This is a genomic window from Aliiroseovarius sp. D2-2 (genome assembly GCF_055809455.1).
Genome location: NZ_CM147913.1, coordinates 1910987 through 1932983 on the forward strand (window position 1 = coordinate 1910987; position 21997 = coordinate 1932983).

The window sequence follows — 21997 nt, forward strand, 5'->3', positions numbered from 1 at the left end:
TGGAAATGATACCTAGCGGCTGACAAACTGGATCCCAACCTTGGGAGAAAGTCGCTTAATGCCTTCAGAGCATATTGTTGTCATCGGTGCCGGGATTGTTGGCGCCTCTTCAGCCATTTGGCTGCGCCGAGCGGGGTATGATGTCACGCTAGTTGATAAGGGTGCGCCCGGGATGGGCGCTTCTTACGGAAATGGTGGCATCCTAGCGAGCTGCTCTGTCGTGCCAGTAACCGGTCCGGGCCTTCTTAAGAAAAGCCCGGCGTATTTGGCCGATCCGAACTTCCCGCTTTTCCTGCGTTGGGGCTATGTACCCAAACTTGTGCCGTGGCTAATCAAATACATGTCGCACGCAAATGAAGGTGACACGCGCCGGATCAGCCAAGGACTGACGACAATCGTTGGCGACAGCCTTGAGCAGCATCAAGCCTTGACGACGGGCACCAAGGCCGCGAAGTGGGTTCAAGAAAGCGACTATAGTTTCGCCTATCCAGACCGCAGCGCCTTTGAAGCCGATGCATTTGCATGGCAGCTGCGCCAAGAGGCCGGTTTTGAACCCACGTTTATCGAAGGCGATGCCGTTCAAGAAGCAGAACCGATCTTAGGTCCTAGAACAAAACTTTTGGCCGTACTTAAGAACCACGGTTTCATTCTAAACCCTGGCTCTTACGTAGGGGATCTTGTTGAGCTGCTGGGACAGATGGGCGGAAAGTTTATTCAGGCCGAAGTTAAGGACTTCGAACTGGGTGGGGCGCAGGTCAGTGCTGTGGACACCAGCGTTGGTCGCATCCACTGCGACAAGGCAGTTATTTCATCTGGTGTGTGGTCCAAACCGCTTATGCAAAAGCTGGGGTTGAATGTACCGCTTGAAGCAGAACGCGGCTATCACATCATGTTTAAAGAACCCAACCTTAAGCCCAACAACCCAATGATGCTAACGGCTGGAAAATTTGTCGCCACCGCGATGGAACAAGGCGTACGCTGTGCAGGTGTCGTTGAATTTGGAGGGCTAAGTGAGACGCCTTCAAAAGCGCCGCTGAAGCTTCTGCGACGAAAAGCGCAAGAGATGTTCCCCGATCTGACATACGCGAATGATGAAGAATGGCTTGGGTATCGCCCAGCACCATCTGACAGCCTGCCCCTGATTGGCGAGCTTCGCGACACCGGCGTTTTCACGGCCTTCGGCCATCACCACATCGGTTTGACGGGCGGGCCAAAAACAGGTCGCCTTGTTGCAGACATGATTTCTGGAAACCACTCCAACAACGACATTCGCCCCTTCGAGCCTATGCGCTTCGCTGCGGGCAAATAACCAAGATCAACAAAAATAACTCAGGGAGAGAACAATGAAACCACTGAACAAAACACTGAACACAGCGGCCATGACTGTGGCGCTGGCGATCGCAGGTACCGCTGCTTCGGCCGAGCAATGGGACATGCCCATGGCGTACGCGGCAACGAATTTCCACTCGGAAATGGGTGTCGTGTTTGCGGACAAAGTGCGTGAATACTCAGGAGGCGAAATTGACATCACGGTTCACCCCGGTGGCTCGCTTTTCAAAGGCGGAGAGATCAAACGCGCGGTCCAAACAGGTCAGGCGCCTATTGGCGAACGCTTCATGTCAGCCCATGCCAATGAAGCCCCGCTTTTGGGTTGGGACAACCTGCCATTCATCGCGACAACTTATGAAGACAACGACAAGCTTTGGGCTGCCGCCAAAGACAAGGTGAATGCACAGCTGTCTGATCTCAACCTCGTGGCGTTGTACACCTGTCCATGGCCTGGTCAGGGCTTCTATTTCAAGAAAGAAGTCATGTCGTCTAAGGACACCCAAGGCGTGAAGTTCCGCTCGTACAACACGGCGACCGCTACCTTTGCTGAAGAGCTTGGAATGATCCCCGTTCAAGTTGAAGCCGCAGAGCTTAGCCAAGCGTTGGCCACAGGTGTCGCAGAGTCGTTCATCTCATCTGGTTCAACAGGCTATGACCGGAAGGTCTGGGAAAACCTGACCCATTATTACAAAGTGAACGCATGGCTTCCGCGCAACTATGTCATGGTCAACAAAGGCGTCTGGGATGGGCTAAGTGCAGACATGCAAGCAAACGTCCAGAAGGCCGCTGATGAAACGGGCACTGCATGCGCCGCCAAGTCAGCAGAGCTTGCCAACTGGTATTTCGAGCAGCTGGAAGCCAACGGCATGAAGGTCGAAGACGCGGGCCCCGAGTTCCTTGCCGAGCTTGAAACCATTGGTGCAAAAATGACAGCTGATTGGCTGGCTGAAGTTGGTGAGGATGGCCAAGCCATCCTTGACGCTTACAAAGCCAACTAAGCTTTATGGCAGCGGCCTCGCGTAGAATGAGGCCGCTGCCAAACTGAATTCAGGGGAGTTTTCATGCGAGATTGGCAACCATTTTTAGGGCTTCCCTTATGGGTCTGGCTCTTTGTGTTTCCAGCGTTATTAGCGCTCTATTGTCTTTGGCAGGGTCCAAAAGCCGCCGTGCTTCTGTCACCCGTCTGGAGGTTTCTCGATAAAATCTACAAGGCCGCCGGCGTGCTTGCTGCGTGCTTTATGGTGCTGATCTTGCTGTTGATTATCGGGCAAATGATTGCCCGTTGGTCCAACCTCACATTTCCCGGATCGACCGAATACGCAGGCTACGCCATGGCGGCGACATCCTTTTTCGCGCTGGCTTATACGCTGACGCAAGGGGGACATATCCGTGTATCGGTGCTGCTTAACCTCAATAGGTACACCGAGTTTTGGCTTGATTCTGTGGCGATGTTCATTGCCGCCATCACCGCCACCTATTTTGCGCGTTATGCGATCAAGACCAATATCATGTCCGAGATGTTAAATGACCGGACGCAAGGACAGGATTTCGTCCCGGAGTGGCTTCTGACGTTCTTTTCCATGTTCGCCAATTCTCCCACTAAATGGGGAGAGATGTGGGCAAAGACAGGATCGGAATGGGTGTACACACCCGTTTGGTTACCACAGCTGCCGATGTCGATCGGCACGGTGCTTTTGGCAATCGCAATCTGGGATTACCTCACTCGACTTCTCGCGCATCGTAAAAGTCAAATTCACGGGGAGGTTCTGGAATGAGCGAACTTTACGCCACAGTCATTTTCCTTTTCGTTCTCTTTGCGCTTCTAGGGGGTTCCGTTTGGATCGGGCTTGCACTGATGGGAGTCGCTTGGGTTGGAATGGAACTGTTCACATCGCGCCCAGCCGGGGATGCGATGATCACCACAATCTGGACTGGCGCTTCTAGTTGGACCCTCACGGCCCTACCACTTTTCATCTGGATGGGCGAAATCTTGTATCGAACGCGATTATCCCAAGATATGTTCCGCGGCCTTGCACCATGGATGCGCTTCTTGCCCGGTGGCCTGCTGCACACCAACATCGCAGGCTGCACGATCTTCGCAGCTGTTTCCGGTTCGTCCGCAGCGACGCTGAATATGGTCGGCAAAATGTCCATCCCCGAGCTGCGCAAACGTGGTTATCCAGAGTATATGATCATCGGCACATTGGCGGGTGCTGCGACATTGGGACTGATGATCCCGCCGTCACTTACGCTGATTGTCTACGGCGTGACCATCAACGAAAGCATCACTAAGCTTTTTATGGCCGGTGTCTTTCCCGGCCTCGTCTTGGCAGGGCTGTTCATGCTGTACATCATGGCCTGGCACTTTATTTACAAAGGACAGCGGCCAGAGCCGGAACCACCGATGCCATTTGGCCAGCGCCTTGCCGAAAGCCGCTTTCTACTGCCGCTGTTTGGTTTGGTCTTTGTCGTTATTGGGTCCATGTATCTTGGCTATGCCACGGCCACCGAAGCTGCGGCGGTGGGTGTCGTTGGGGCGCTTGCGCTTTCAGCTATGCAGGGTTCACTTGATTGGAAGACGTTCCAAGGCAGCCTGATGGGGGCCACGAAAACCTCGGCCATGATCGCCTTCATTCTTATGGGGGCTGCGTTCTTGTCTCTTTCGATGGGCTTCACGGGCTTGCCGCGTGCGCTGGCTGAACTGATCGAGAGCTATAATCTTTCGCCTGTGGCGCTTATCGCTGTGCTGACGGTGTTCTACTTGATACTCGGCATGTTCATGGACGGACTTTCATCCGTGGTTTTGACAATGGCAATTGTCGAACCGATGATCCGCGCCGCTGGTATTGATGTGATTTGGTTTGGAATCTTCCTTGTAGTTGTCATCGAAACCGCACAAGTCACACCACCCATTGGCTTTAATCTATTCGTGCTGCAAGGAATGACCCGACACGATATCGGATACATCGCCAAGACCGCCATCCCGATGGTGGGCCTTATGTTGCTTATGGTGGTCATTCTGGTGATTTGGCCAGAGCTGGCTACATGGCTGCCCGAGAACATTCGCCAAGGTCCGGGCGGCTAAGCCCAGATGCTTCAGTTACTTGGGTTCATTGCGCGCTATGGGCGCTTTGTCCTTGTCGTAGGGCTGGTCGCCGGGCTTGTGTTGCCCGGCGCAGCCTTGGCACTTCGCCCATGGCTTAGCGAACTGGTGCTGCTTTTGTTATTTCTTACTGCGTTTCGGGTTGGGCTGCCTTCAGCACTTGAGGGACTTACTCAAACCCGTAATACGTTTGGGGTTGTGCTGGTCTATCAACTGGCATTGCCGCTGCTTTGCATCGCCCTGTTCGCAGTCTTCGGTCTTGCACACAGTCCAGTAGCCATTGCGTTAACGCTCATGCTTGCCGCTCCGTCTTTGACCGCGAACCCGAACATGGCAGTCCTACTGGGCCAAGCACCCGAGCCAGCCTTTCGTCTCCTCATGCTTGGCACATTTATCTTACCACTTACAATTATCCCCATCTTTTGGTTCTCACCCGCGCTTGGGAACCTATCAGAAGCGGTTCATGCAGCCTTGCGTCTTGGTCTTTCGATCAGTGCAACCATCACAGTGGCTTTCGCGCTGCGCGCACTTTTTCGGCCAGACATGCATATGCCAGAAATCCAGGCGCTTGACGGACTAACGTCGCTTGCTTTGGTCGTCATTGTAATCGGGCTTATGAGCGCTGTCGCACCAACCTTGTCGGCTGCCCCTTGGTCGCTCGTGGGTTGGCTTATTGTCGCAATGGCGGCCAATCTTGGATTGCAAGTCATGGCATATTTGGGCTTGCGCCGATTAGGAAATGAGAACACCGCAGCACCCATGGCTCTGGTGGCCGGAAACCGCAATGTTGCACTATTTCTAGTCGCTTCATCAGCCACCCAAACTGATGAATTCCTTTTGTTTTTGGGATGCTACCAGTTTCCAATGTATCTGACCCCAATCCTCATGCGCCCGCTTTTGGGGCACCGAGGTGCTGGTGAAAAATTGGGGTGAAAAGGGTGGTGTCTTTGCTTTAAAATCGTTCTTGCCTAGATAAGCAGGGAGCGAAACCAATGATATTCAATCAGGCCGTGATCGCCGTGATGACCTGATACTTCCAAAGTGGACATTAGCGCAGATGTAGCGAAGTAGCGGTTTGTCCCGAAAGCAAACTCAATCCAAGCCACTTTACCCCAATTGGATAAGAAGAGGGCCACCCAAACGGGCGGCCCTTCGTCATTCACTCAGCGATCGCTTACGCGACAGCTTCTTTGGCTTCTTTCAACCAAGCCAGAACCGTCTCGGGTGAGCTTTCGCCGTAAGGGTCATCGCCGTGGTTGTCTTCGCGGCCGGGCTCTTCGAACCAAGCTTCTACAACACCGTCATTGATGACGGCAGCATAGCGCCATGAGCGGGCACCAAAGCCGATGTTGGATTTGTCGACCAGCATGCCCATCAAGCGGGTGAACTCACCAGCGCCATCTGGGATGACTTTCACGTTTTCCAGTTCCTGGTTACGGGCCCAAGCGTTCATAACGAAGCTGTCGTTCACGGACATGCAATAGATCTCGTCCACGCCTTCGGCACGGAAATCGTCTGCGCCTTTTTCAAAACCGGGCAGCTGATAGGTTGAGCAGGTCGGGGTAAATGCGCCGGGAAGCGAAAACAGAACAACGCGCTTGCCTTTGAAGTAATCGTCCGAAGTCATGTCCTGCCAACGAAACGGGTTCGGGCCTTCAATGCTTTCATCACGTACACGGGTGTGGAAGGTGATGTTGGGGACGTTAACGCCTGCTTTCATTGGGGAAATCCTTTACAGTTTATACGCGTGGCTGGGAATCGCTGCGCGCGTTGGTGCAACGATTAGAACGATTCCAAATGGTCCTCAACGGAGTTTTTCTGCAGCGCGTCAATTTGGTTCCATACTGCTTATGGCTATGCAGTATGCGCATATCGGAAAAGCAGGGTTTCAAGGTGACTTGAGGGCAAAGGAGGCCTATATAGGCTGGAACAACTTGGCCCGGAGGAAAGCCATGCGTGATCTGAACATCCCAGAAGGTCGTCACCCTGAAAAGGCGCACCGACCCGACAACGCTCAGCCCAAAAAACCCAGCTGGATTCGCGTGAAAGCGCCCGGCGGCAAGGGCTACGCGGAAACGCACAAGATCATGCGGGAAAACAACCTTGTGACCGTCTGCGAAGAAGCCGGCTGCCCCAATGCCGGCGAATGCTGGAGCCAAGGTCACGCCACCATGATGATCATGGGCGAGATTTGTACGCGCGGTTGCACCTTCTGTAATGTCGCGACCGGCAAGCCAGACACGTTGGACACTTTCGAACCGGGTAGGGTGGCCCATGCGGTCAAGAAACTTGGCCTGAACCACGTTGTGATCACTTCCGTGGACCGGGACGACCTGAAAGATGGCGGGGCAGAGCACTTTGCCCAGACCATCCGTGCCGTACGTCATCAGTCACCGGGCACGACGATCGAAATCCTGACACCAGATTTCCTGAAATGCGACGACAGTGTGCTGGAAACTGTGGTCGAGGCGCGTCCAAATGTGTTCAACCACAATCTAGAAACTGTTCCTGGCCTCTATCCCGAAGTTCGCCCCGGTGCGCGGTATTTCCATTCTCTGCGCTTGTTGCAGCGCGTGAAAGAGCTTGATCCTTCGATGTTCACCAAGTCAGGTATCATGGTTGGGCTGGGGGAAGATCGGCAATCCGTCATGCAAATCATGGATGACATGCGCGCGGCTGACATCGATTTTCTGACCGTTGGCCAGTATCTGCAGCCGACACCAAAGCACCACGCAGTGGAGCGTTTCGTGCATCCTGACGAGTTCAAGGAATACGAAACGGCGGCCTATGGCAAAGGGTTCCTGATGGTGTCTGCGACGCCACTGACACGGTCTTCCTATCATGCAGGGGATGACTTTGAGCGCCTACGTAAGGCACGTGAAGAAAGCCTTGCTAAAGCTTGATATTAATAGAGTTTAGGTCGCCTTAGACGCTCAATCTCCATCCACTCTGGCGCGCCTATGAAATGTTCATAGGCCAGCAGCGCCAGACAGATTGCGATGATCACGAGGCCAAACATAACGCGTTTTGCCGATGGCGGATTGCGTGCCCATTTTGACATCCGCAAAAGCCAATGCAGGTTCATGACCTAGCTCTCGCCGTCTTGGGTGTCGAGAAACCGCACCTTGCCAATATGAGGCAGGTTGCGATTGCGTTGGGCATAGTCGATGCCATAGCCGACGACAAATTCATCTGGAATTTCAAAACCGGTCCAATCGGCTTTCACATCCACTTCGCGACGTGTGGGTTTATCAAGAAGCGCAATCGTTCGCAGTTTACTTGGGCCTTTTGCCTTAAGCAGTTTAACCACGTGCTGAAGGGTGAAACCGGTATCAATGATGTCTTCAACGACAAGAACGTCACGCCCGGCGATCTCACCACGTAAGTCCTTGAGAATACGAACTTCTCGGCTGCTTTCGGTGGAATCTCCGTAAGATGAGGCTTCCAGAAAATCGACTTCGACGGGCAGGTCCAATTCGCGCACAACATCCGCGATGAAGACGAACGAACCCCTCAGTAATCCAACGACAACCAATTTATCGGTACCATCAAATTCGTCGTGAATTTCTTTGGATAACTCTTCAACCCGCGCGGCAATTTGCTTGGCAGAAATGAGCGTATCAATGACATATGGTCGCTGAACCATGAAGCCCCCCTTGATTTTCACTCGTATTCCTAAGACATGTGCTGCGATCTTAGAAGGGAAAACGCCGAAAAATGCCAACACATGGTGAAAAACGTGTGATGCCGTACACGCCACAGCAGATGTATGATCTTGTTGCGGATGTCGGACGCTATCCCGAGTTCCTGCCGTGGAACTCGGCGGCGCGGGTGCGGCGGACTGTTCCTTTGGAAGATGGACGTATGATGATGGAGGCCGATCTTGTGATCAGCTTCAAGGTGTTTCGTGAACGGTTTACCAGTCGCGTGACACTGGATCAGGACGCGCAGCGCATTGATACTGAGTATTTGGATGGTCCGTTCAAGTATTTGAAATCCTTTTGGACTTTCAATGATCATCCGAACGGCTGCGAAGTTGAATTCTTCGTTGATTTCGAGTTCAAAAGCGCAATGTTGCAAAAGGTGATTGGCCTTGTTTTTAACGAGGCGATGCACCGCATCGTTGCCGCATTCGAAAAACGCGCGGCTGCGCTTTACCAAAGCTGATCAAGCGATCAACACCACAACCAGTGCGATAAGGGCGGGCAGGGCCTGGACGTAGAATATCCGCTTAGAGGCGGTAACTGCCCCAAAGATACCGGCCACAGCCACACACCCAAGAAAGAACACGGCAATGTTCTTCGACCAGTTTGGGTCTTGGATGATCACCGACCAGATCAAGCCCGCTGCGAGAAACCCGTTATACAGACCTTGATTGGCCGCCATGGCTTTTGTCGGCGCGAACAAATCACGTGGAAACTGGCGGAAGATTTTTGGACCCCGGCTTTCCCAGGCAAACATCTCAAACCACAGAATGTAGCAATGAAAAACGGCGATCAGGAGGATCAGAAGGGTTGCGACGATGCTCATGATTAATCCTTCTTGGCCAATGGGTGATGCGTGAACACAAGTTCGCGCAGGCGTTCCTCAAGAACATGCGTGTAGATTTCGGTTGTGGCAAGGTCAGCGTGGCCTAGCAGAGCCTGAATGGACCTGAGGTCTGCCCCGTTGGCCAGTAGATGGGTTGCAAATGCATGGCGAAGTCGGTGTGGGGTTACTTCGCCGGGCGAAACACCCGCTTTGACCGCGATTTGTTTGATGATGCCGTAAAACCGATGTCGTGTCAGATGGCCGGTTGATCCATTTGATGGGAAGAGGAAAGGGGACGGTTTGGCCCCTTTTTCCAATCGGGCGGTTTCCTCCTCCGCGTCCCTGCATTGCAGCCAATCTGTAAGCGCGATACGTGCTTCTGAAGACAAAGGGACAAGCCGATCCTTATCGCCCTTGCCGCGGATCAGCAGCAATTGTGGGTCTCCGCGCGTAGCGGAAACTGGAAGGGACACAAGTTCACTTACACGCATGCCGGTTGCGTAGAGAAGCTCCATCATGCAGGTATTGCGAAGCTGTTCTGCATCGCTCTGTCCGACCTCACGCGCAGCACCAAGAAGGGCTTCAACTTGCGCCTCAGAAAGAGTTTTCGGCAGAGATTTTACCTGTCCGGGGCCGCGAATTTTCAGTGCTGGATTATCGTCACGCCAGCCTTCTTCATAGGCAAAGCGAAACAGCTGTTTGATGGAAGATAGACGCCGTGCACGAGTTGAGGTCGCCAAACCTTGTGCATCGCAATCTATCAGGTAGCTTTCGATATCATCACGCACCAGCGTTTCAAATCGGGGGCCGCGTGTTTCCAGAAATTCTGAGAACGCTTTCAAATCCCGCCCATAGGCCATGCGCGTGTTGTCAGACGCCCCAAGTTCTGCTGCCTGTGCATCCAGAAAACTAGAGAATCCACCGCGCATGATCTGCGTTCATCCGCGCCTCTCGAGGATAAGAAACTCAAGTGCGGCTTGTCGTGCTGCGCGTTCCAACCCGATTTGGCGAAAGAATGCCAGTGCATCTGCGATCTCGTCCAAGTTTCCATTGGTGCCGGATTCATACAAAGATATGGCGCGCAAAATGGCTTCACCCATTCTGTCACTGTCCATCAATGACTTAAGGCGCACAGGGGCGTTGGTCGCATTCAGGCCTTCCAACACGGCGCGTGACGCTTCGTTATAGGCCAGAACCCCATCCGTATTTCCAAGCGCGATGGCGGTCAGGACGGGTTCTTTTCGGTCGCCAGAACGTACGGTCCAAGAGGCTGCAAATTCCTCGCTACTGTCAGACAGAAGCCCAAGGGAAAGTGCGGCAACGCGTGCTTGCGGGTCGGTGGGGGTTTTCGAGATCAACCGCTCACCAAACAGGCGCGCAACAGGGACTTCTAGCGATGCGTCCTCTAGGCGTGGCCACAGGGATGACAAAGCCGCAGTCAAGGCCGCGTCGTTCCCGCTGGACAGGCTTTGTTCCAGGCGACGCACGGATTGCATACGCTCCCAGATGCCACCAGATGCGGACGGTCGACGTTCGGTGTAAAGGCCAAGCAGCTGGTTTGGTGTCGCAGACCCAACACGTGCCAGCCGCTCGGCGGCTTCTGCGCGCGCTTTCCAACCGATATTCGCCCGCATATCGGCCTGTGCAAAGGCCAAGGGAAGGTTGGTTGTTGGAATATGCTCACCAATCGCTTCGAACATGCGATAGGTCAGGGGGGTTAGATTTTTGGGCCGACGGGGAGGGTCTTCTCCTTCGAACAACTCCGGATCAAGAAAACGCGCAAGCAAGGCATCTTCGAAATCGTTAATATATCCCAGCGCTCGACCGGTCTCGAGCGTAAGAACGGCCGCTTCCCATTCGCCAGATCGTGCAAGACAAAAGACCCGCGCCGGAAAGGTAGGGCTTAGGTCAGGCGAGTTTTTAAGCACCTCGCAGAAGCGATCTTCGGACCCTAAAAGAAGCGCCGTATCAAATCCCCGGCGAAAAACACGCGCATTTACGTTGCCCGCGCGATCCAAAAGTGCTTCGGCCTGATCCAGAGCACCTATGGCAAGAAGGCGATCCACCCGCGCCATGAACAACCGGTCATCGCCGGTGCGTGCGCCTTTGGGCGGATTAAGCTCGGCCAGCAAAAGGGTGTTTAGAAGTTCTTGTGTCGATGGATACAGATGCAATGGCATGCTGGCGATCCGGCGCGCCAAGTCATTGGGACGCGATTGCCCCCATAGATCACGCGCAAACCCCGTTGTTGAGCTGGACAACAAACCCACTGCGTCCAACATGGGCGTTTCCAGAAGGCTCATGGTGACTTGCGCCACAGACGCGCCCGCGGCGGTCTTGGGTTCGTTTGGGTCCGGGGGAAGGACCGCACTGTCGATTGAGGGCGGCGGCAGCGCCACGCTGTCCGACAGCCAGCCGATTGCCGACATGGGTGCAGAACCCGGCGCGGTCTGCGCCTGGGCCGCGCCAATCATCGCGACACATGTCGCGCTTATCAACGCGACTTTGGGGAACCCCTTAGCCGCCATTCAATGTCACAGTGGTACTTTGGGGCGAACTTGGGGGCGACATATCGCCCAGATAGGCGTAACCAGACAGCCCAATCACACCCAGAATTGCAAGAAATAACAATAGCTTGATCAATCGGATCAGCATAGAGGGTCACCTATTTTTCTGCCTCGGTCGTCGTTTTGCTGATTTTATATATGGTATTTTGCTCAAGATCACGCCATTCAGGAAAGAAATCTGGTTTTGGGCAAGTGGGCGCCGCTTTGGCATTCAAGGTAAAAAAATCCATCGTCATGGTCGGCATGATGGGGGCGGGTAAAACCGCGGTCGGTCAAGCTTTGGCCGCCCGATTAAACGTGCCTTTTCTAGACAGTGACGAAGAGATCGTGCGTGCCGCCAACATGACAATTGCCGAGATTTTCGCGCGCGACGGAGAACAGTTTTTTCGTGACCGTGAGACCGAGGTTATCGGACGGCTTTTGGATGGTGAATGCGCCGTCTTATCGACAGGTGGCGGGGCGTTTCTGGCCGATCGCAATCGCGAGCTTATTGGCGCGCGCGGCGTGTCTGTTCTTTTGCGTGCCGATCTTGAGCTTTTGTGGAACAGGGTCAGACACAAGGACACGCGTCCATTGTTGCGCACGTCCGATCCCAAAGCCACGTTGCGCCAGATCTATGAAACGCGTGTCCCGGTTTACGAAAAAGCCGATTTGGCTGTTGACGCGCATCCGGATTATTCGATCACGCAAATGGCTGATGCCGTGATCGAGGTGTTGAAAACACGATCCGATGTGCTTGAGGAGACCCCCAGATGACCACTGTACATGTGCCCTTGGGGGATCGCGCCTATGACGTCCGTATCGCCTCGGGTTTGTTGGCACGGGCAGGGGACGAGATCGCGCCATTGTTGACGCGCCCGAAGGTGTGGGTCGTGACCGAGGAAACCGTAGCGGGCTTGCATCTGGATGCGTTGAAAGATGGCTTGGCGACAGCAGGCATCACCGCCGAGGCTTTGGTGCTTCCTCCGGGTGAAGCGACCAAAAGCTGGCCGTTCTTGATGCAGACCGTTGAATGGCTGCTGGACCAAAAGGTCGAGCGTAAAGACGTTGTTTTGGCCTTTGGCGGCGGCGTCATCGGAGACTTGGTCGGCTTCGCTGCGGCGATCCTTCGTCGTGGAGTGCGCTTTGTTCAGTTGCCTACATCCCTTTTGGCGCAGGTGGACAGCTCGGTCGGGGGCAAAACCGGGATCAACGCACCGCACGGAAAGAACCTGATCGGAGCTTTCCATCAGCCCTCGTTGGTGTTGGCCGATATCGACGTGCTTGGCACGCTGAAACCCCGAGATTTCCTTGCTGGATATGGCGAGGTCATCAAGTATGGCGGCTTGGGCGACGCAGATTTCTTTGACTGGTTAGAGGCGAACGGGCCCGCGTTAGCTGCGGGTAATCAAGCCCTGCGAAGCGAAGCCGTTCGACGGTCCGTTCAGATGAAAGCTGATATAGTGGTCCGCGATGAAACCGAGCAGGGCGATCGCGCACTTCTAAATCTGGGCCACACGTTCGGTCACGCGCTTGAAGCGGCGACTGGTTATTCGGATCGCCTTTTACACGGTGAAGGGGTCGCAATTGGCTGCGCGTTGGCGTTTGAGACCTCGGCGCGGCTGGGAATGATGAGCCAGGAAAGCCCATCACGTTTCCGCGCGCATCTGGCCGCCATGGGCATGAAAAAAGACATCAACGACATTCCGGGTGATTTGCCTGATGCGGAAGGACTAATCCAGCTTATGGCGCAGGATAAGAAGGTCGTTCAGGGCAAGCTGCGTTTTGTTCTGGCCCGCGCCATCGGGGATGCCTTTGTCGCAGATGACGTGGATATGGGTGTCGTAAAAGGCGTACTGACCGAGGCGTTGTCAGACCGCTAATCTTTTCGACCTGTCAACGGCGCGCGTTGGCGATCACCATCAGTTCACCGACATTCTCACGCGTGATGTAGCCTAGGAAATACCCGTCGCTGTCCACTACCGCGATCGCTGGGTTAGAGCTTAAGCGTTCAAGGATCGTCTCAAGCCCATCCGTTAATGCGGCGGTTGGAACGGTTTGCATCACACTTCCAACGCGACTGTCTGATGTTCCTTCGGCCATTGTGTGAAACAGCACCTCGCAGGTCAGGAATCCGGCCAGATGACCATCGGCGTCCAACACTGGAAACTCGTGCTGTGTGGTCCGGATCAGAGTTGAGGCCGCAAGACCAATCGGATCTTCAGGACGCAGGCTTTCATACTCTGTGATCATTGCATCGCGCGCCATCAGCTTGCGCGCAACGTCCCGCATGGCGACATCGGCGCTTTCTCCGCCCGCCGCAATGAAGATGAAACCAGCGATCAGCACCAGCATCAGGTTTCCCGACATAAGCCCGGTCAACGCCATCAAAAAGGCCACGAACTGACCCGCACTGGCTGCAATACGCGTGGCTTTGACCCGGTCGGTAAACAACGTCAGGACTGCGCGCAGCACGCGACCGCCATCCATGGGAAAGGCCGGGATCATGTTGAACACGGCCAAGACGAGGTTCAGCGTGGCCAACTGCGCGGGCAGGGTGGAAGGCGTAATGGCCATTCCGGTCAACTGATCGGTCTCGGTCGGCGCACCTAGGAACAACGTCAGAACGGCCCAAATGACGATATTCACCGCTGGGCCGGCCAATGCCACTAAGATTTCTTGTTCCGGCTTTTCGGGCATACGCTCTAAGCGTGCCAGACCTCCGATAGGAAGAAGTGTCACATCGGGCGTGCGAATACCGAAACGACGCGCCATTAGGGCATGGCCGAACTCATGCGCTACAACGCAAGCAAATAGAAGAAGGATGAAAATTACGGTCCAAAGTGCTGCTTCAGGGCCCTTTTCAGACCAGGTTGAAGCGCCAATGAAGGCCAGCAGAAGAAAGAACGTTACATGGACGCGCAACTGCGAGCCGAAGAGGCGCCCGATTGGAAATGACCATGACATCGCGCGCCTCCTTAAATTACGTGTTCCTTAGAACGGGATTTCGTCGTCGAAACCACCGCCGCCGCCAGCAGGAGCAGGGCCGCTGTCGCCGCCATAGCCACCTTGGTTGCCACCGCCGCTTTGACCACCATAGCCACCGCCACCTTGGCCACCACCGCCTTGGCCGCCGCTGCGTCCGTCAAGCATGGTCAAAGTGCCGTTAAAGCCTTGCAGGACAACTTCGGTCGAATAGCGATCATTGCCGGTTTGGTCTTGCCATTTGCGGGTCTGAAGTTGGCCTTCGACGAAAACCTTAGATTCCTTGCGAAGAAACTGCTCGCAAACACGAACAAGGCCTTCCGAGAAGACTGACACAGTGTGCCATTCAGTCTTTTCGCGGCGTTCGCCCGTATTGCGATCTTTCCAAGTTTCCGACGTTGCAATGCGCAGGTTGCACACTTTTCCACCGTTCTGGAAGGTCCGTACTTCGGGATCTGCACCCAGATTTCCAATAAGCATGACCTTGTTAAGCGAACCTGCCATCCTGCGTCCTTTCGATTCTAAATTGGGCCATATGGTTACACCATATATGGACGAGGGGAACGTGATTTATACAAGCTTGCCCGCGGAATGCGCGTAGTTATGCGCTATTCTTCCATCCGCACTTCCCAGAGCCAACCGTTCACACTATATTACGCAGGTATTCAATGTGGGGGCGGGATGTTGCGCCAAAGAGTATTTATGATTGTCGGGCTGAATGTTGCTGTCAGCCTTGGCTTCGAAGCAACGCAGAACATGGCGCAAGCCGAAAGCCTGTTTGGCAGTTCGGGTGGAAGAAGTGCGTTTAATTCGCAGACGACGGTTTTGGACACGCGCGCTGCGCAGCAGTACTCAAGCTCGACCCGTTTGACCCCCAAGCCTCCGTCTACGCCAGCAAGCTACGGCATTCCCAACTATTCTGGAAATTACAAAGGCCAGTATCTGCCGATCGCAAAGGCCGTGGCGCGACAGCACGGTATTCCCGAGGATCTGTTCTTGCGGTTGGTACAGCAAGAAAGCGGATGGAATCCGAAGGCGAAAAGCCATGCAGGGGCCATTGGTCTTGCACAGCTGATGCCATTTACAGCGCGCAAACTGGGCGTCGATCCTTGGAACCCGTCGCAAAACCTGGAAGGTGGCGCGCGGTATCTGCGACAGCAGTATAATCGGTTCCAGTCATGGCGCTTGGCACTTGCCGCATATAATGCGGGGCCCGAGGCCGTCGCCAAATACAATGGTGTTCCGCCTTACAAGGAGACGCGCGGCTACGTGAAGGCCATTTTGGGCAGTTAGTCCTACCTTTAAAGAGCGCGACCTTCTGGTCCTGAATAGGACCGTTCGACCTTCGCCACACGCAGGTGATAATGTGCATAGAAGCGCGTTTGCCCTATTTTCTGCGCCATAAGGTGATCCGTATCAGCCTTCCATGCCGCAATGGACGCTTCATCTTTCCAGTAAGATACCGTGATCCCGACGCCAAACGCGTCGCGCGTGCTTTCCGCGCCCAAATACCCGTCCTGTTTTTGGGCCAGCTCAAATATCTTATCGGACATCTGCTCATAGCCCTGCGGCGAAGGGGACAATTGGTTGGTGAAAATCACCGCATAATAGGGCGGTTCGGGAAGAGGGGCGAAACGGTCAGTATCAAATGACATGGGCGCATCCTTTTGCAGATACGCCCATGTTTAGATCAAATTTGTGCCGGCGTCAGCCAGTGTCATTCAACGCTCGAAAGCTCTTTCTTATGAAGCCAATCCGCATGTTTCGGTGCGCGCTTGGTTTCAGACCATTCGTTCAGCATGTCCCACTTAACTTCGTCCATGCGCTTAAGCATGGCGTCTTCTTCGGGATCTGGGCAAGCCAGTTCGACACGGTGACCATTCGGATCAAAGAAATAGATCGAATGGAAGATCGAGTGATCGGTCACGCCAAGAACCTCAACACCTTCAGCTTCTAGATGGTCTTTGAATTCAATAAGTTCAGCGCGATCTTTCACTTTGAATGCGATGTGCTGAACCCAGATAGGAGTGTTCGGGTCGCGACCCATTTCTGGCTTGGTTGGAAGCTCGAAGAACGCCAAAACATTTGCGTTTCCCGCATCCAAGAACACGTGCATGTAGGGATCAGGCTCGTGGGTGGATGGAACATGGTTTTCCGCGATGGCTAGGATGAAATCCATATTCAGCATCTTGCCGTACCATTCGACGGTTTCCTTGGCATCTTTGCAACGATACGCGACGTGGTGAATCTGTTCAATTTTCATGGCGTCCTCCTTTTGAGAAGGGATATAGGCTATATTCGTTTCATTTGCAACGAATATAGCGAAAGGAAGTCTGAGCCGGGTAGGGCGCCCTGTTTTACCCGTGTTTTCGGAAGGTTGAAGGTGTCTGACCGGTTTGTTTCTGGAAGGCCCGCGTGAAATAGGCAGCAGAGGCAAAACCAAGCGACGCCGCAATGTCTTTAATAGGAACGCGGGTTTCGGTCAGAAGACGACGCGCTTCGTATGTGACACGATCTTGCAAGATCGCCGAAGCGGGACGTCCGCAGGCATTGTTGCAAACGCGGCTTAGATGCGTCGGCGTGATCCCAAGGTCCGCGGCATAGTCACGAACGGTTTTTGCGCTGTGGAAATCTTGTTCGACAAGGGCCGTGAAGGCGTTGACCAGTCGTTGACCTGACTTGATCTCTCGGTCTTCCTCGTCGATCTGTTCGATTTGACGATCCAACCAGACGGAAATGAGACCCGCATGGCACATCATCGCACGCGACGCCCGTGAAGATCCTTTTCCCATCTCACGTTGAAGATCATCAACAAGCTTGTTGAGGTCTATCTGTCGATCAGCATCGCGCAGGCGTAAATGAACAGTATCCTGAGGCAAGCCAAGTTGTTCTTCACTGCCTTTCGGGAACACGATGATCGTACCCGAGACCTGGGAACTCATCTCAAACCCATGCATCGCGCCGGCGGGCAGAAAAATGCAATTGTGGGGACCATAGCCAGAGGTCACTCCGTTCACCGTGATCCGACCTTGTCCACGTGTGAACCACAAAAGCACAGGCGCGCCGTAAGATCGCATGGCTTCAGTGCGCCAGCGTCCGCCAGCCCCTAATCGAGCAATTGGGAGCACCCGGAACGGTGAATTGGGAAGATTTGAGTCAGTCATAACAATACAATCGCAGCAGCCAGTAATAAAACTTACTGCCCAATCGCTATCTTACTCTGTTCGACCTGTCTCAATTTTTTTGGCACGTTACACGTTATCCACAGGATGATCCACAGGATTACGACGCTACCTGTGGATAAGTGCATAAAGTGATTCGAGAGCGGACATCGAAAAAGTGAAATTCGCTTTATATGTTCAGTGATCTGATCCCAAGGGAATCACGTTCCAATCCTTCATGCGCTTACGAAACCAAGTGCGCTGTCGTTTGGCATATTGTTGGCTTGCGATGATCGCGGCGCTGCGTGCCTCGTCTAATGTGATTTCGCCTTTCAAATGGGCAATCAGTTCAGGCGCTCCAATGGCTTTTGATGATGGAGCCTTGGGATCCCAGGTGCTCAGGTTCCGTTGGGCTTCGTCCAACGCACCGTTTTCCAACATGATGTCAAAGCGTCGCGCGATCCGATCGCGCAACCAATCGCGATCTGCGTCCAGATGAATTGCAAACGCATCAGACAGCGGCAAAAGAGGCGGCGGCGTATCATCTTGCCAACTGGCAAGGCCGCGCCCGGTTGTGTGCTGAACCTCCCACGCGCGGGCGACGCGGGCAGGGTTTCGGATATCAATGCGCGCCAGTGTGTCCGGGTCCAAATCTGCCAATAACGCCGAAAGACCGCCTTCGGCCAGACGCGCTTCACCGTCACGACGAATTGCTGGGGGTGTCATTGGAATATCAGCCAGCCCCTCGGTCAGGGCGCTTAGGTTCAGGCCGGTTCCGCCAACGATAATAGGACGTTGTGGGCCGGACAGCAGAGGTGCAACCTCGCGCAACCAGTGCCCAACCGAGTATTCCTGATCGCCCGGAATATGCCCGTAAAGAAGGTGAGGCGCGCGCGCTTCTTCTTCCACTGACGGGCGGGCTGTCACGATGCGCCAATTTTCAAACACTTGGAGGGCGTCCGCGTTCACGATCACTCCGCCCGATTGCTCGGCAATGGCTAAGGCCAGTGTGGACTTTCCAGATGCGGTTGCACCAGCAATTAGAACTGGCTGATCCGATCCGACCTGACTTGCCAGCTGTTCAAGCGATCGTTGAGTTTGCGACACGTAAACCCGTCCTCATTTTTTATGAGCGATGGGTGGATCGCTCATTGAACATTCCGCCCTAATCGGTCAAATTACCGCGCAACACAATCACGACAATCAGAGAGTGGCAACAGATGACTGATCAGGCCCAGACGACGGCAGAGGGTGACACCCCGCAGCCGACCTATAAACGTGTCATGTTGAAAATCTCAGGCGAGGCCTTGATGGGGGATCAGGGATTTGGCCTGAACCCACCCACCGTCGAACGCATCGCGCGCGAAGTGAAAACGGTCCACGATATGGGGGTCGAGATCTGCATGGTCATCGGCGGCGGCAACATTTTCCGCGGGCTTCAGGGCTCGGCGCAGGGGATGGAGCGGACCACGGCAGACTATATGGGGATGCTCGCCACAGTGATGAACGCGCTGGCCATGCAATCCGCGCTGGAAGGTCTTGGTGTCTACACCCGCGTCATTTCTGCCATTCCAATGGACCAGGTCTGTGAGCCTTACATCCGTCGCCGCGCTGTGCGTCACCTTGAGAAAAAGCGTGTTTGCATTTTCGCCGCCGGAACCGGCAACCCGTATTTCACGACGGATACAGCCGCGACCCTGCGTGCCAATGAAATGGCCTGCGAAGCGATCTTTAAAGGCACGAAGGTGGACGGGGTCTACGACAAGGACCCAGTCACGAACGACGACGCAGTACGCTATGACAACGTGTCTTATGACGATGTGCTGGCCAAACGCTTGGGCGTCATGGACGCATCTGCCATCGCACTTGCACGCGACAACAACCTGCCGATCATCGTGTTCTCATTGGATGAGCCGGGCGGGTTCCGTGGCATTCTGGCTGGGCAGGGGACATACACACGCGTTAGCGGATAACGGCTGCGCGGGGCGGATTTTCGCCCAGAAATACTTCTTTGCCACGGTCTGCAGAGCCTGACCTATACAATCAGGGGGCGGTGGCGTTATACCGGGCGAAACACGCTCGTTCATAAGAGCTTGAAAGACGAAGGGGTGACCTAGGGATGGCTGACGAAGAGTTTGAACTGGATATCGATGATCTGGAACGCCGGATGGAAGGCGCGATTGGCGCACTAAGAACAGAATTCGCATCCTTGCGCACAGGGCGCGCGTCGGCCTCGATGCTGGATCCGATCACTGTTGAAGCATATGGACAGCGAACACCGCTGAACCAGGTTGGTACGGTCAATGTACCGGAGCCCCGCATGGTTACGGTGAATGTTTGGGACAAAAGCATGGTTCAGGCTGTGGAAAAAGCCATCCGTGAAAGCGGTCTGGGTATTAACCCGCAGCTGAACGGAACAATTATCATGCTGCCGATCCCGGAATTGAATGAAGAGCGTCGCCGCGAGTTGACTCGCGTGGCTGCTCAGTATGCCGAACACGCCCGCGTGTCCGTACGCAATGTACGCCAGGATGGCATGCAGCAGATTAAAAAAGCCAAGGACGGCATGTCGGAAGATGATGCAAAGATGTGGTCAGACGAAGTGCAAGAACTGACAGACAAATTTGTGACCCATGTCGATAAATCTTTGGAAACAAAACAAGAAGAGATCATGCAGGTTTAACCCTGCGTTGTCAGTGTGTTACAGGTATTGGATTAGGTGATGAACAAGGCAATTGTCGATAAGGAAGCGCAAGTGCTTAAATCGCCAAGACATGTTGCCATCATCATGGATGGCAATGGTCGTTGGGCGCAGCAGCGTGGAAAACCGCGTTTGTTTGGCCATCGTGCCGGCGCCAAACGTGTACGTGAAATCGTGCGCAGTTGCCCAGATCTTGGTGTGAAATACATCACCATCTTTGCCTTCTCGACTGAAAACTGGAAACGTTCCGAGGCCGAAGTCACTGGCCTGATGACTCTGTTTCGTCGTTACATCAAAAAAGAAGCCCGCGCCCTTGTCGAAGAAGGAGTGCGTGTTCGGTTCATCGGGGACCGCACCCGATTGGGTAAAAAACTGGTCTCTTTGATGAACGAGCTGGAAGAAATGACCAGCCACAATGATCATGTCATCATGACCATTGCTTTGAACTATGGCGGCAGGGACGAACTTGCCCGCGCCTCTAGACGTATGGCGCAAGACATCGCAGATGGCGCGCTGAAACCAGAAAGCGTTGATGAAGAAACCATCGCAAGCTATTTAGATACAAGCGTTTTACCGGATCCTGATCTTGTCATCCGTACATCTGGCGAAACTCGCATCTCCAATTTCCTGCTCTGGCAATCTGCTTATGCGGAATACGAGTTCATCGAGACTCTGTGGCCCGATTTCTCGCCAGAGGTGTTTCAGGAAGTTGTGGATCGCTTTTCTGGCCGGGATCGTCGTTTCGGCTCAGTCAAGTCAGCGGCTGAATAGTCCGCCCTGAGGCCTTACTTTGACTTGAGGCCAAAGCAGAGCAATGCGATAACCCCCAAATGAGTTCAGACAGTTCCACTTCAAAATGGTCCGATCTTGCCCCGCGTGTTTTGTCCGCGGTGGCGATGGCTGGTATCGCAGTATTCGCAATCTGGTCCGGCGGGATCGTCTATCAGGCAATGATCATTGTCGTGATCGGCCTGTGTATGTGGGAGTTCATTCGCCTGCTTCAGCCCGAACCAAGCGCATTGCCCATCGCATTGGGCATTGCCGCGTCGCTTAGCTTGTTGATCTCGAGCCTCGGGGTAGAAGCTGCGCCAGGTATCGTGTTTTCACCCAAGATTGCCGCATTGTTCATAGCGCCGCTTGTTGGTGCGATCCTACTGACCAACCATCGGTTTCTGTGCTTTGCGTATGGGTTGCTGATCATGCTGGCCGGGCTTGGCTTTTTGGCCATGGGCCCCGGACCTGCCTTGATTTGGTTTATTCTGATCATCATTATCTCGGACGTTGCGGGCTATTTCGCAGGACGACTGATCGGTGGCAAAAAATTCTGGCCGCGTGTAAGCCCAAAGAAAACGTGGTCTGGAACCATCGCGGGCTGGATCGGGGCCTTGATCCTTGGCCTTATCGGCATGTCGCAAGGGGTCTTTACGCCGCTAGAAGCCTGCCTTGTGCCTTTGATCGCGTTTGCTGGGCAAATGGGCGATATCGTTCAAAGCGCCATCAAGCGCATGGTGGGTGTCAAAGACAGCTCCAACCTAATTCCCGGCCATGGCGGTGTTCTGGACCGGTTTGACGCCATGATTGGCGCTGCGGGGGCATTGGTGCTTCTGGCGGGCGCCGGCACCTTGATCCTCGCGGGCTGAGG

27 protein-coding genes are annotated in these 21997 nt (G+C 54.3%); 14 read left to right on the forward strand and 13 right to left on the reverse strand.

Annotation, left to right across the window (positions count from 1 at the left end; translation table 11 throughout):
- Positions 1–58 precede the first annotated feature (58 nt).
- The 5 genes from AC0L6A_RS09435 to AC0L6A_RS09455 all read left to right on the forward strand — a co-directional run bounded on the left by AC0L6A_RS09435 (position 59) and on the right by AC0L6A_RS09455 (position 5365).
- Complete coding sequence (locus tag AC0L6A_RS09435; RefSeq protein ID WP_473289526.1) at positions 59–1309, forward strand: NAD(P)/FAD-dependent oxidoreductase; 1251 nt, start codon at positions 59–61, stop codon at positions 1307–1309.
- A gap of 70 nt (positions 1310–1379) precedes the next feature.
- Positions 1380–2327 (forward strand): TRAP transporter substrate-binding protein, encoded by a 948-nt coding sequence (locus tag AC0L6A_RS09440; protein WP_473293445.1) that lies wholly within the window; start codon positions 1380–1382, stop codon positions 2325–2327.
- A 63-nt stretch (positions 2328–2390) separates the two neighbouring features.
- Positions 2391–3104, forward strand: coding sequence for a TRAP transporter small permease (locus AC0L6A_RS09445; protein ID WP_473289527.1), 714 nt, complete (start codon positions 2391–2393; stop codon positions 3102–3104).
- Positions 3101–4414 (forward strand): TRAP transporter large permease, encoded by a 1314-nt coding sequence (locus tag AC0L6A_RS09450; protein ID WP_473289529.1) that lies wholly within the window; start codon positions 3101–3103, stop codon positions 4412–4414. The genes AC0L6A_RS09445 and AC0L6A_RS09450 overlap by 4 nt, the downstream gene beginning before the upstream one ends.
- Before the next feature lie 6 nt (positions 4415–4420).
- Positions 4421–5365 carry a hypothetical protein gene (locus tag AC0L6A_RS09455; RefSeq protein WP_473289531.1) on the forward strand — a complete coding sequence of 315 codons (945 nt, stop codon included), beginning with the start codon at positions 4421–4423 and terminating at the stop codon, positions 5363–5365.
- A 241-nt stretch (positions 5366–5606) separates the two neighbouring features.
- On the opposite strand, the gene AC0L6A_RS09460 is transcribed toward AC0L6A_RS09455, so the two are convergent.
- On the reverse strand, positions 5607–6152 hold the full coding sequence (locus AC0L6A_RS09460) for a redoxin family protein (RefSeq protein ID WP_473289533.1): 546 nt from the start codon (positions 6150–6152) through the stop codon (positions 5607–5609).
- A 232-nt stretch (positions 6153–6384) separates the two neighbouring features.
- Between AC0L6A_RS09460 and lipA the strand changes: the two genes are divergently transcribed.
- A complete protein-coding gene (gene lipA / locus AC0L6A_RS09465; RefSeq protein WP_473289535.1) occupies positions 6385–7335 on the forward strand; it encodes a lipoyl synthase in 951 nt (316 codons plus the stop codon).
- 2 nt (positions 7336–7337) lie between these two features.
- On the opposite strand, the gene AC0L6A_RS09470 is transcribed toward lipA, so the two are convergent.
- On the reverse strand, positions 7338–7493 hold the full coding sequence (locus tag AC0L6A_RS09470) for a hypothetical protein (protein WP_473289537.1): 156 nt from the start codon (positions 7491–7493) through the stop codon (positions 7338–7340).
- 27 nt (positions 7494–7520) lie between these two features.
- On the reverse strand, positions 7521–8078 hold the full coding sequence (hpt, locus tag AC0L6A_RS09475; protein WP_473293447.1) for a hypoxanthine phosphoribosyltransferase: 558 nt from the start codon (positions 8076–8078) through the stop codon (positions 7521–7523).
- A gap of 71 nt (positions 8079–8149) precedes the next feature.
- Here hpt and AC0L6A_RS09480 point away from each other — a divergent pair, with 71 nt between their 5' ends.
- The gene (locus AC0L6A_RS09480) at positions 8150–8599 is read left to right on the forward strand and encodes a type II toxin-antitoxin system RatA family toxin (protein WP_473289539.1); all 450 of its coding nucleotides are present in this window, start codon (positions 8150–8152) and stop codon (positions 8597–8599) included.
- On the opposite strand, the gene AC0L6A_RS09485 is transcribed toward AC0L6A_RS09480, so the two are convergent.
- From AC0L6A_RS09485 to AC0L6A_RS09500, 4 genes are read right to left on the reverse strand one after another with little or no spacing between them, the layout of a single operon-like run.
- A complete protein-coding gene (locus tag AC0L6A_RS09485) occupies positions 8600–8962 on the reverse strand; it encodes a DUF1304 domain-containing protein (protein WP_473289541.1) in 363 nt (120 codons plus the stop codon).
- Positions 8963–8964: 2 nt separating this feature from the next.
- Positions 8965–9891 (reverse strand): site-specific tyrosine recombinase XerD, encoded by a 927-nt coding sequence (locus AC0L6A_RS09490; protein WP_473289543.1) that lies wholly within the window; start codon positions 9889–9891, stop codon positions 8965–8967.
- A gap of 9 nt (positions 9892–9900) precedes the next feature.
- Positions 9901–11436: a hypothetical protein gene (locus AC0L6A_RS09495; protein ID WP_473289545.1), complete on the reverse strand. Its 1536-nt coding sequence runs from the start codon at positions 11434–11436 to the stop codon at positions 9901–9903.
- 43 nt (positions 11437–11479) lie between these two features.
- Entirely contained in the window at positions 11480–11617 is a 138-nt protein-coding gene (locus AC0L6A_RS09500; protein ID WP_473289547.1) for a hypothetical protein, read from the reverse strand.
- A 116-nt stretch (positions 11618–11733) separates the two neighbouring features.
- On the opposite strand from AC0L6A_RS09500, the gene AC0L6A_RS09505 reads away from it, so the two are divergent.
- Together AC0L6A_RS09505 and aroB are read left to right on the forward strand one after the other, a co-directional pair.
- Positions 11734–12285, forward strand: a complete 552-nt coding sequence (locus tag AC0L6A_RS09505) for a shikimate kinase (RefSeq protein ID WP_473289548.1) — start codon at positions 11734–11736, stop codon at positions 12283–12285.
- Positions 12282–13391, forward strand: coding sequence for a 3-dehydroquinate synthase (gene aroB, locus AC0L6A_RS09510; protein ID WP_473289549.1), 1110 nt, complete (start codon positions 12282–12284; stop codon positions 13389–13391). The genes AC0L6A_RS09505 and aroB overlap by 4 nt, the downstream gene beginning before the upstream one ends.
- 13 nt (positions 13392–13404) lie before the next feature.
- On the opposite strand, the gene AC0L6A_RS09515 is transcribed toward aroB, so the two are convergent.
- Together AC0L6A_RS09515 and ssb are read right to left on the reverse strand one after the other, a co-directional pair.
- Positions 13405–14475 (reverse strand): site-2 protease family protein, encoded by a 1071-nt coding sequence (locus AC0L6A_RS09515; protein ID WP_473289551.1) that lies wholly within the window; start codon positions 14473–14475, stop codon positions 13405–13407.
- Positions 14476–14502: 27 nt separating this feature from the next.
- Entirely contained in the window at positions 14503–14997 is a 495-nt protein-coding gene (gene ssb / locus AC0L6A_RS09520; RefSeq protein ID WP_473289553.1) for a single-stranded DNA-binding protein, read from the reverse strand.
- A gap of 198 nt (positions 14998–15195) precedes the next feature.
- On the opposite strand from ssb, the gene AC0L6A_RS09525 reads away from it, so the two are divergent.
- On the forward strand, positions 15196–15786 hold the full coding sequence (locus tag AC0L6A_RS09525; protein WP_473289555.1) for a lytic transglycosylase domain-containing protein: 591 nt from the start codon (positions 15196–15198) through the stop codon (positions 15784–15786).
- Positions 15787–15794: 8 nt separating this feature from the next.
- Here AC0L6A_RS09525 and AC0L6A_RS09530 read toward each other — a convergent pair whose 3' ends face one another.
- The 4 genes from AC0L6A_RS09530 to miaA form a co-directional block, all read right to left on the reverse strand.
- The gene (locus tag AC0L6A_RS09530; RefSeq protein ID WP_473289557.1) at positions 15795–16148 is read right to left on the reverse strand and encodes an antibiotic biosynthesis monooxygenase family protein; all 354 of its coding nucleotides are present in this window, start codon (positions 16146–16148) and stop codon (positions 15795–15797) included.
- Positions 16149–16210: 62 nt separating this feature from the next.
- Positions 16211–16756 (reverse strand): VOC family protein, encoded by a 546-nt coding sequence (locus AC0L6A_RS09535; protein WP_473289559.1) that lies wholly within the window; start codon positions 16754–16756, stop codon positions 16211–16213.
- A gap of 94 nt (positions 16757–16850) precedes the next feature.
- Entirely contained in the window at positions 16851–17657 is an 807-nt protein-coding gene (locus tag AC0L6A_RS09540) for an AraC family transcriptional regulator (RefSeq protein WP_473289561.1), read from the reverse strand.
- Between the two features lie 195 nt (positions 17658–17852).
- Positions 17853–18761 (reverse strand): tRNA (adenosine(37)-N6)-dimethylallyltransferase MiaA, encoded by a 909-nt coding sequence (gene miaA, locus AC0L6A_RS09545; RefSeq protein WP_473289563.1) that lies wholly within the window; start codon positions 18759–18761, stop codon positions 17853–17855.
- Between the two features lie 113 nt (positions 18762–18874).
- Between miaA and pyrH the strand changes: the two genes are divergently transcribed.
- The 4 genes from pyrH (at position 18875) to AC0L6A_RS09565 (ending at position 21995) form a co-directional block, all read left to right on the forward strand.
- Complete coding sequence (gene pyrH / locus AC0L6A_RS09550) at positions 18875–19627, forward strand: UMP kinase (protein ID WP_473289565.1); 753 nt, start codon at positions 18875–18877, stop codon at positions 19625–19627.
- A gap of 146 nt (positions 19628–19773) precedes the next feature.
- Positions 19774–20337 carry a ribosome recycling factor gene (gene frr, locus AC0L6A_RS09555; protein ID WP_473289566.1) on the forward strand — a complete coding sequence of 188 codons (564 nt, stop codon included), beginning with the start codon at positions 19774–19776 and terminating at the stop codon, positions 20335–20337.
- A 39-nt stretch (positions 20338–20376) separates the two neighbouring features.
- Positions 20377–21126 carry an isoprenyl transferase gene (locus AC0L6A_RS09560; protein ID WP_473289568.1) on the forward strand — a complete coding sequence of 250 codons (750 nt, stop codon included), beginning with the start codon at positions 20377–20379 and terminating at the stop codon, positions 21124–21126.
- Positions 21127–21185: 59 nt separating this feature from the next.
- Positions 21186–21995, forward strand: a complete 810-nt coding sequence (locus AC0L6A_RS09565) for a phosphatidate cytidylyltransferase (RefSeq protein WP_473289570.1) — start codon at positions 21186–21188, stop codon at positions 21993–21995.
- Positions 21996–21997 lie beyond the last annotated feature (2 nt).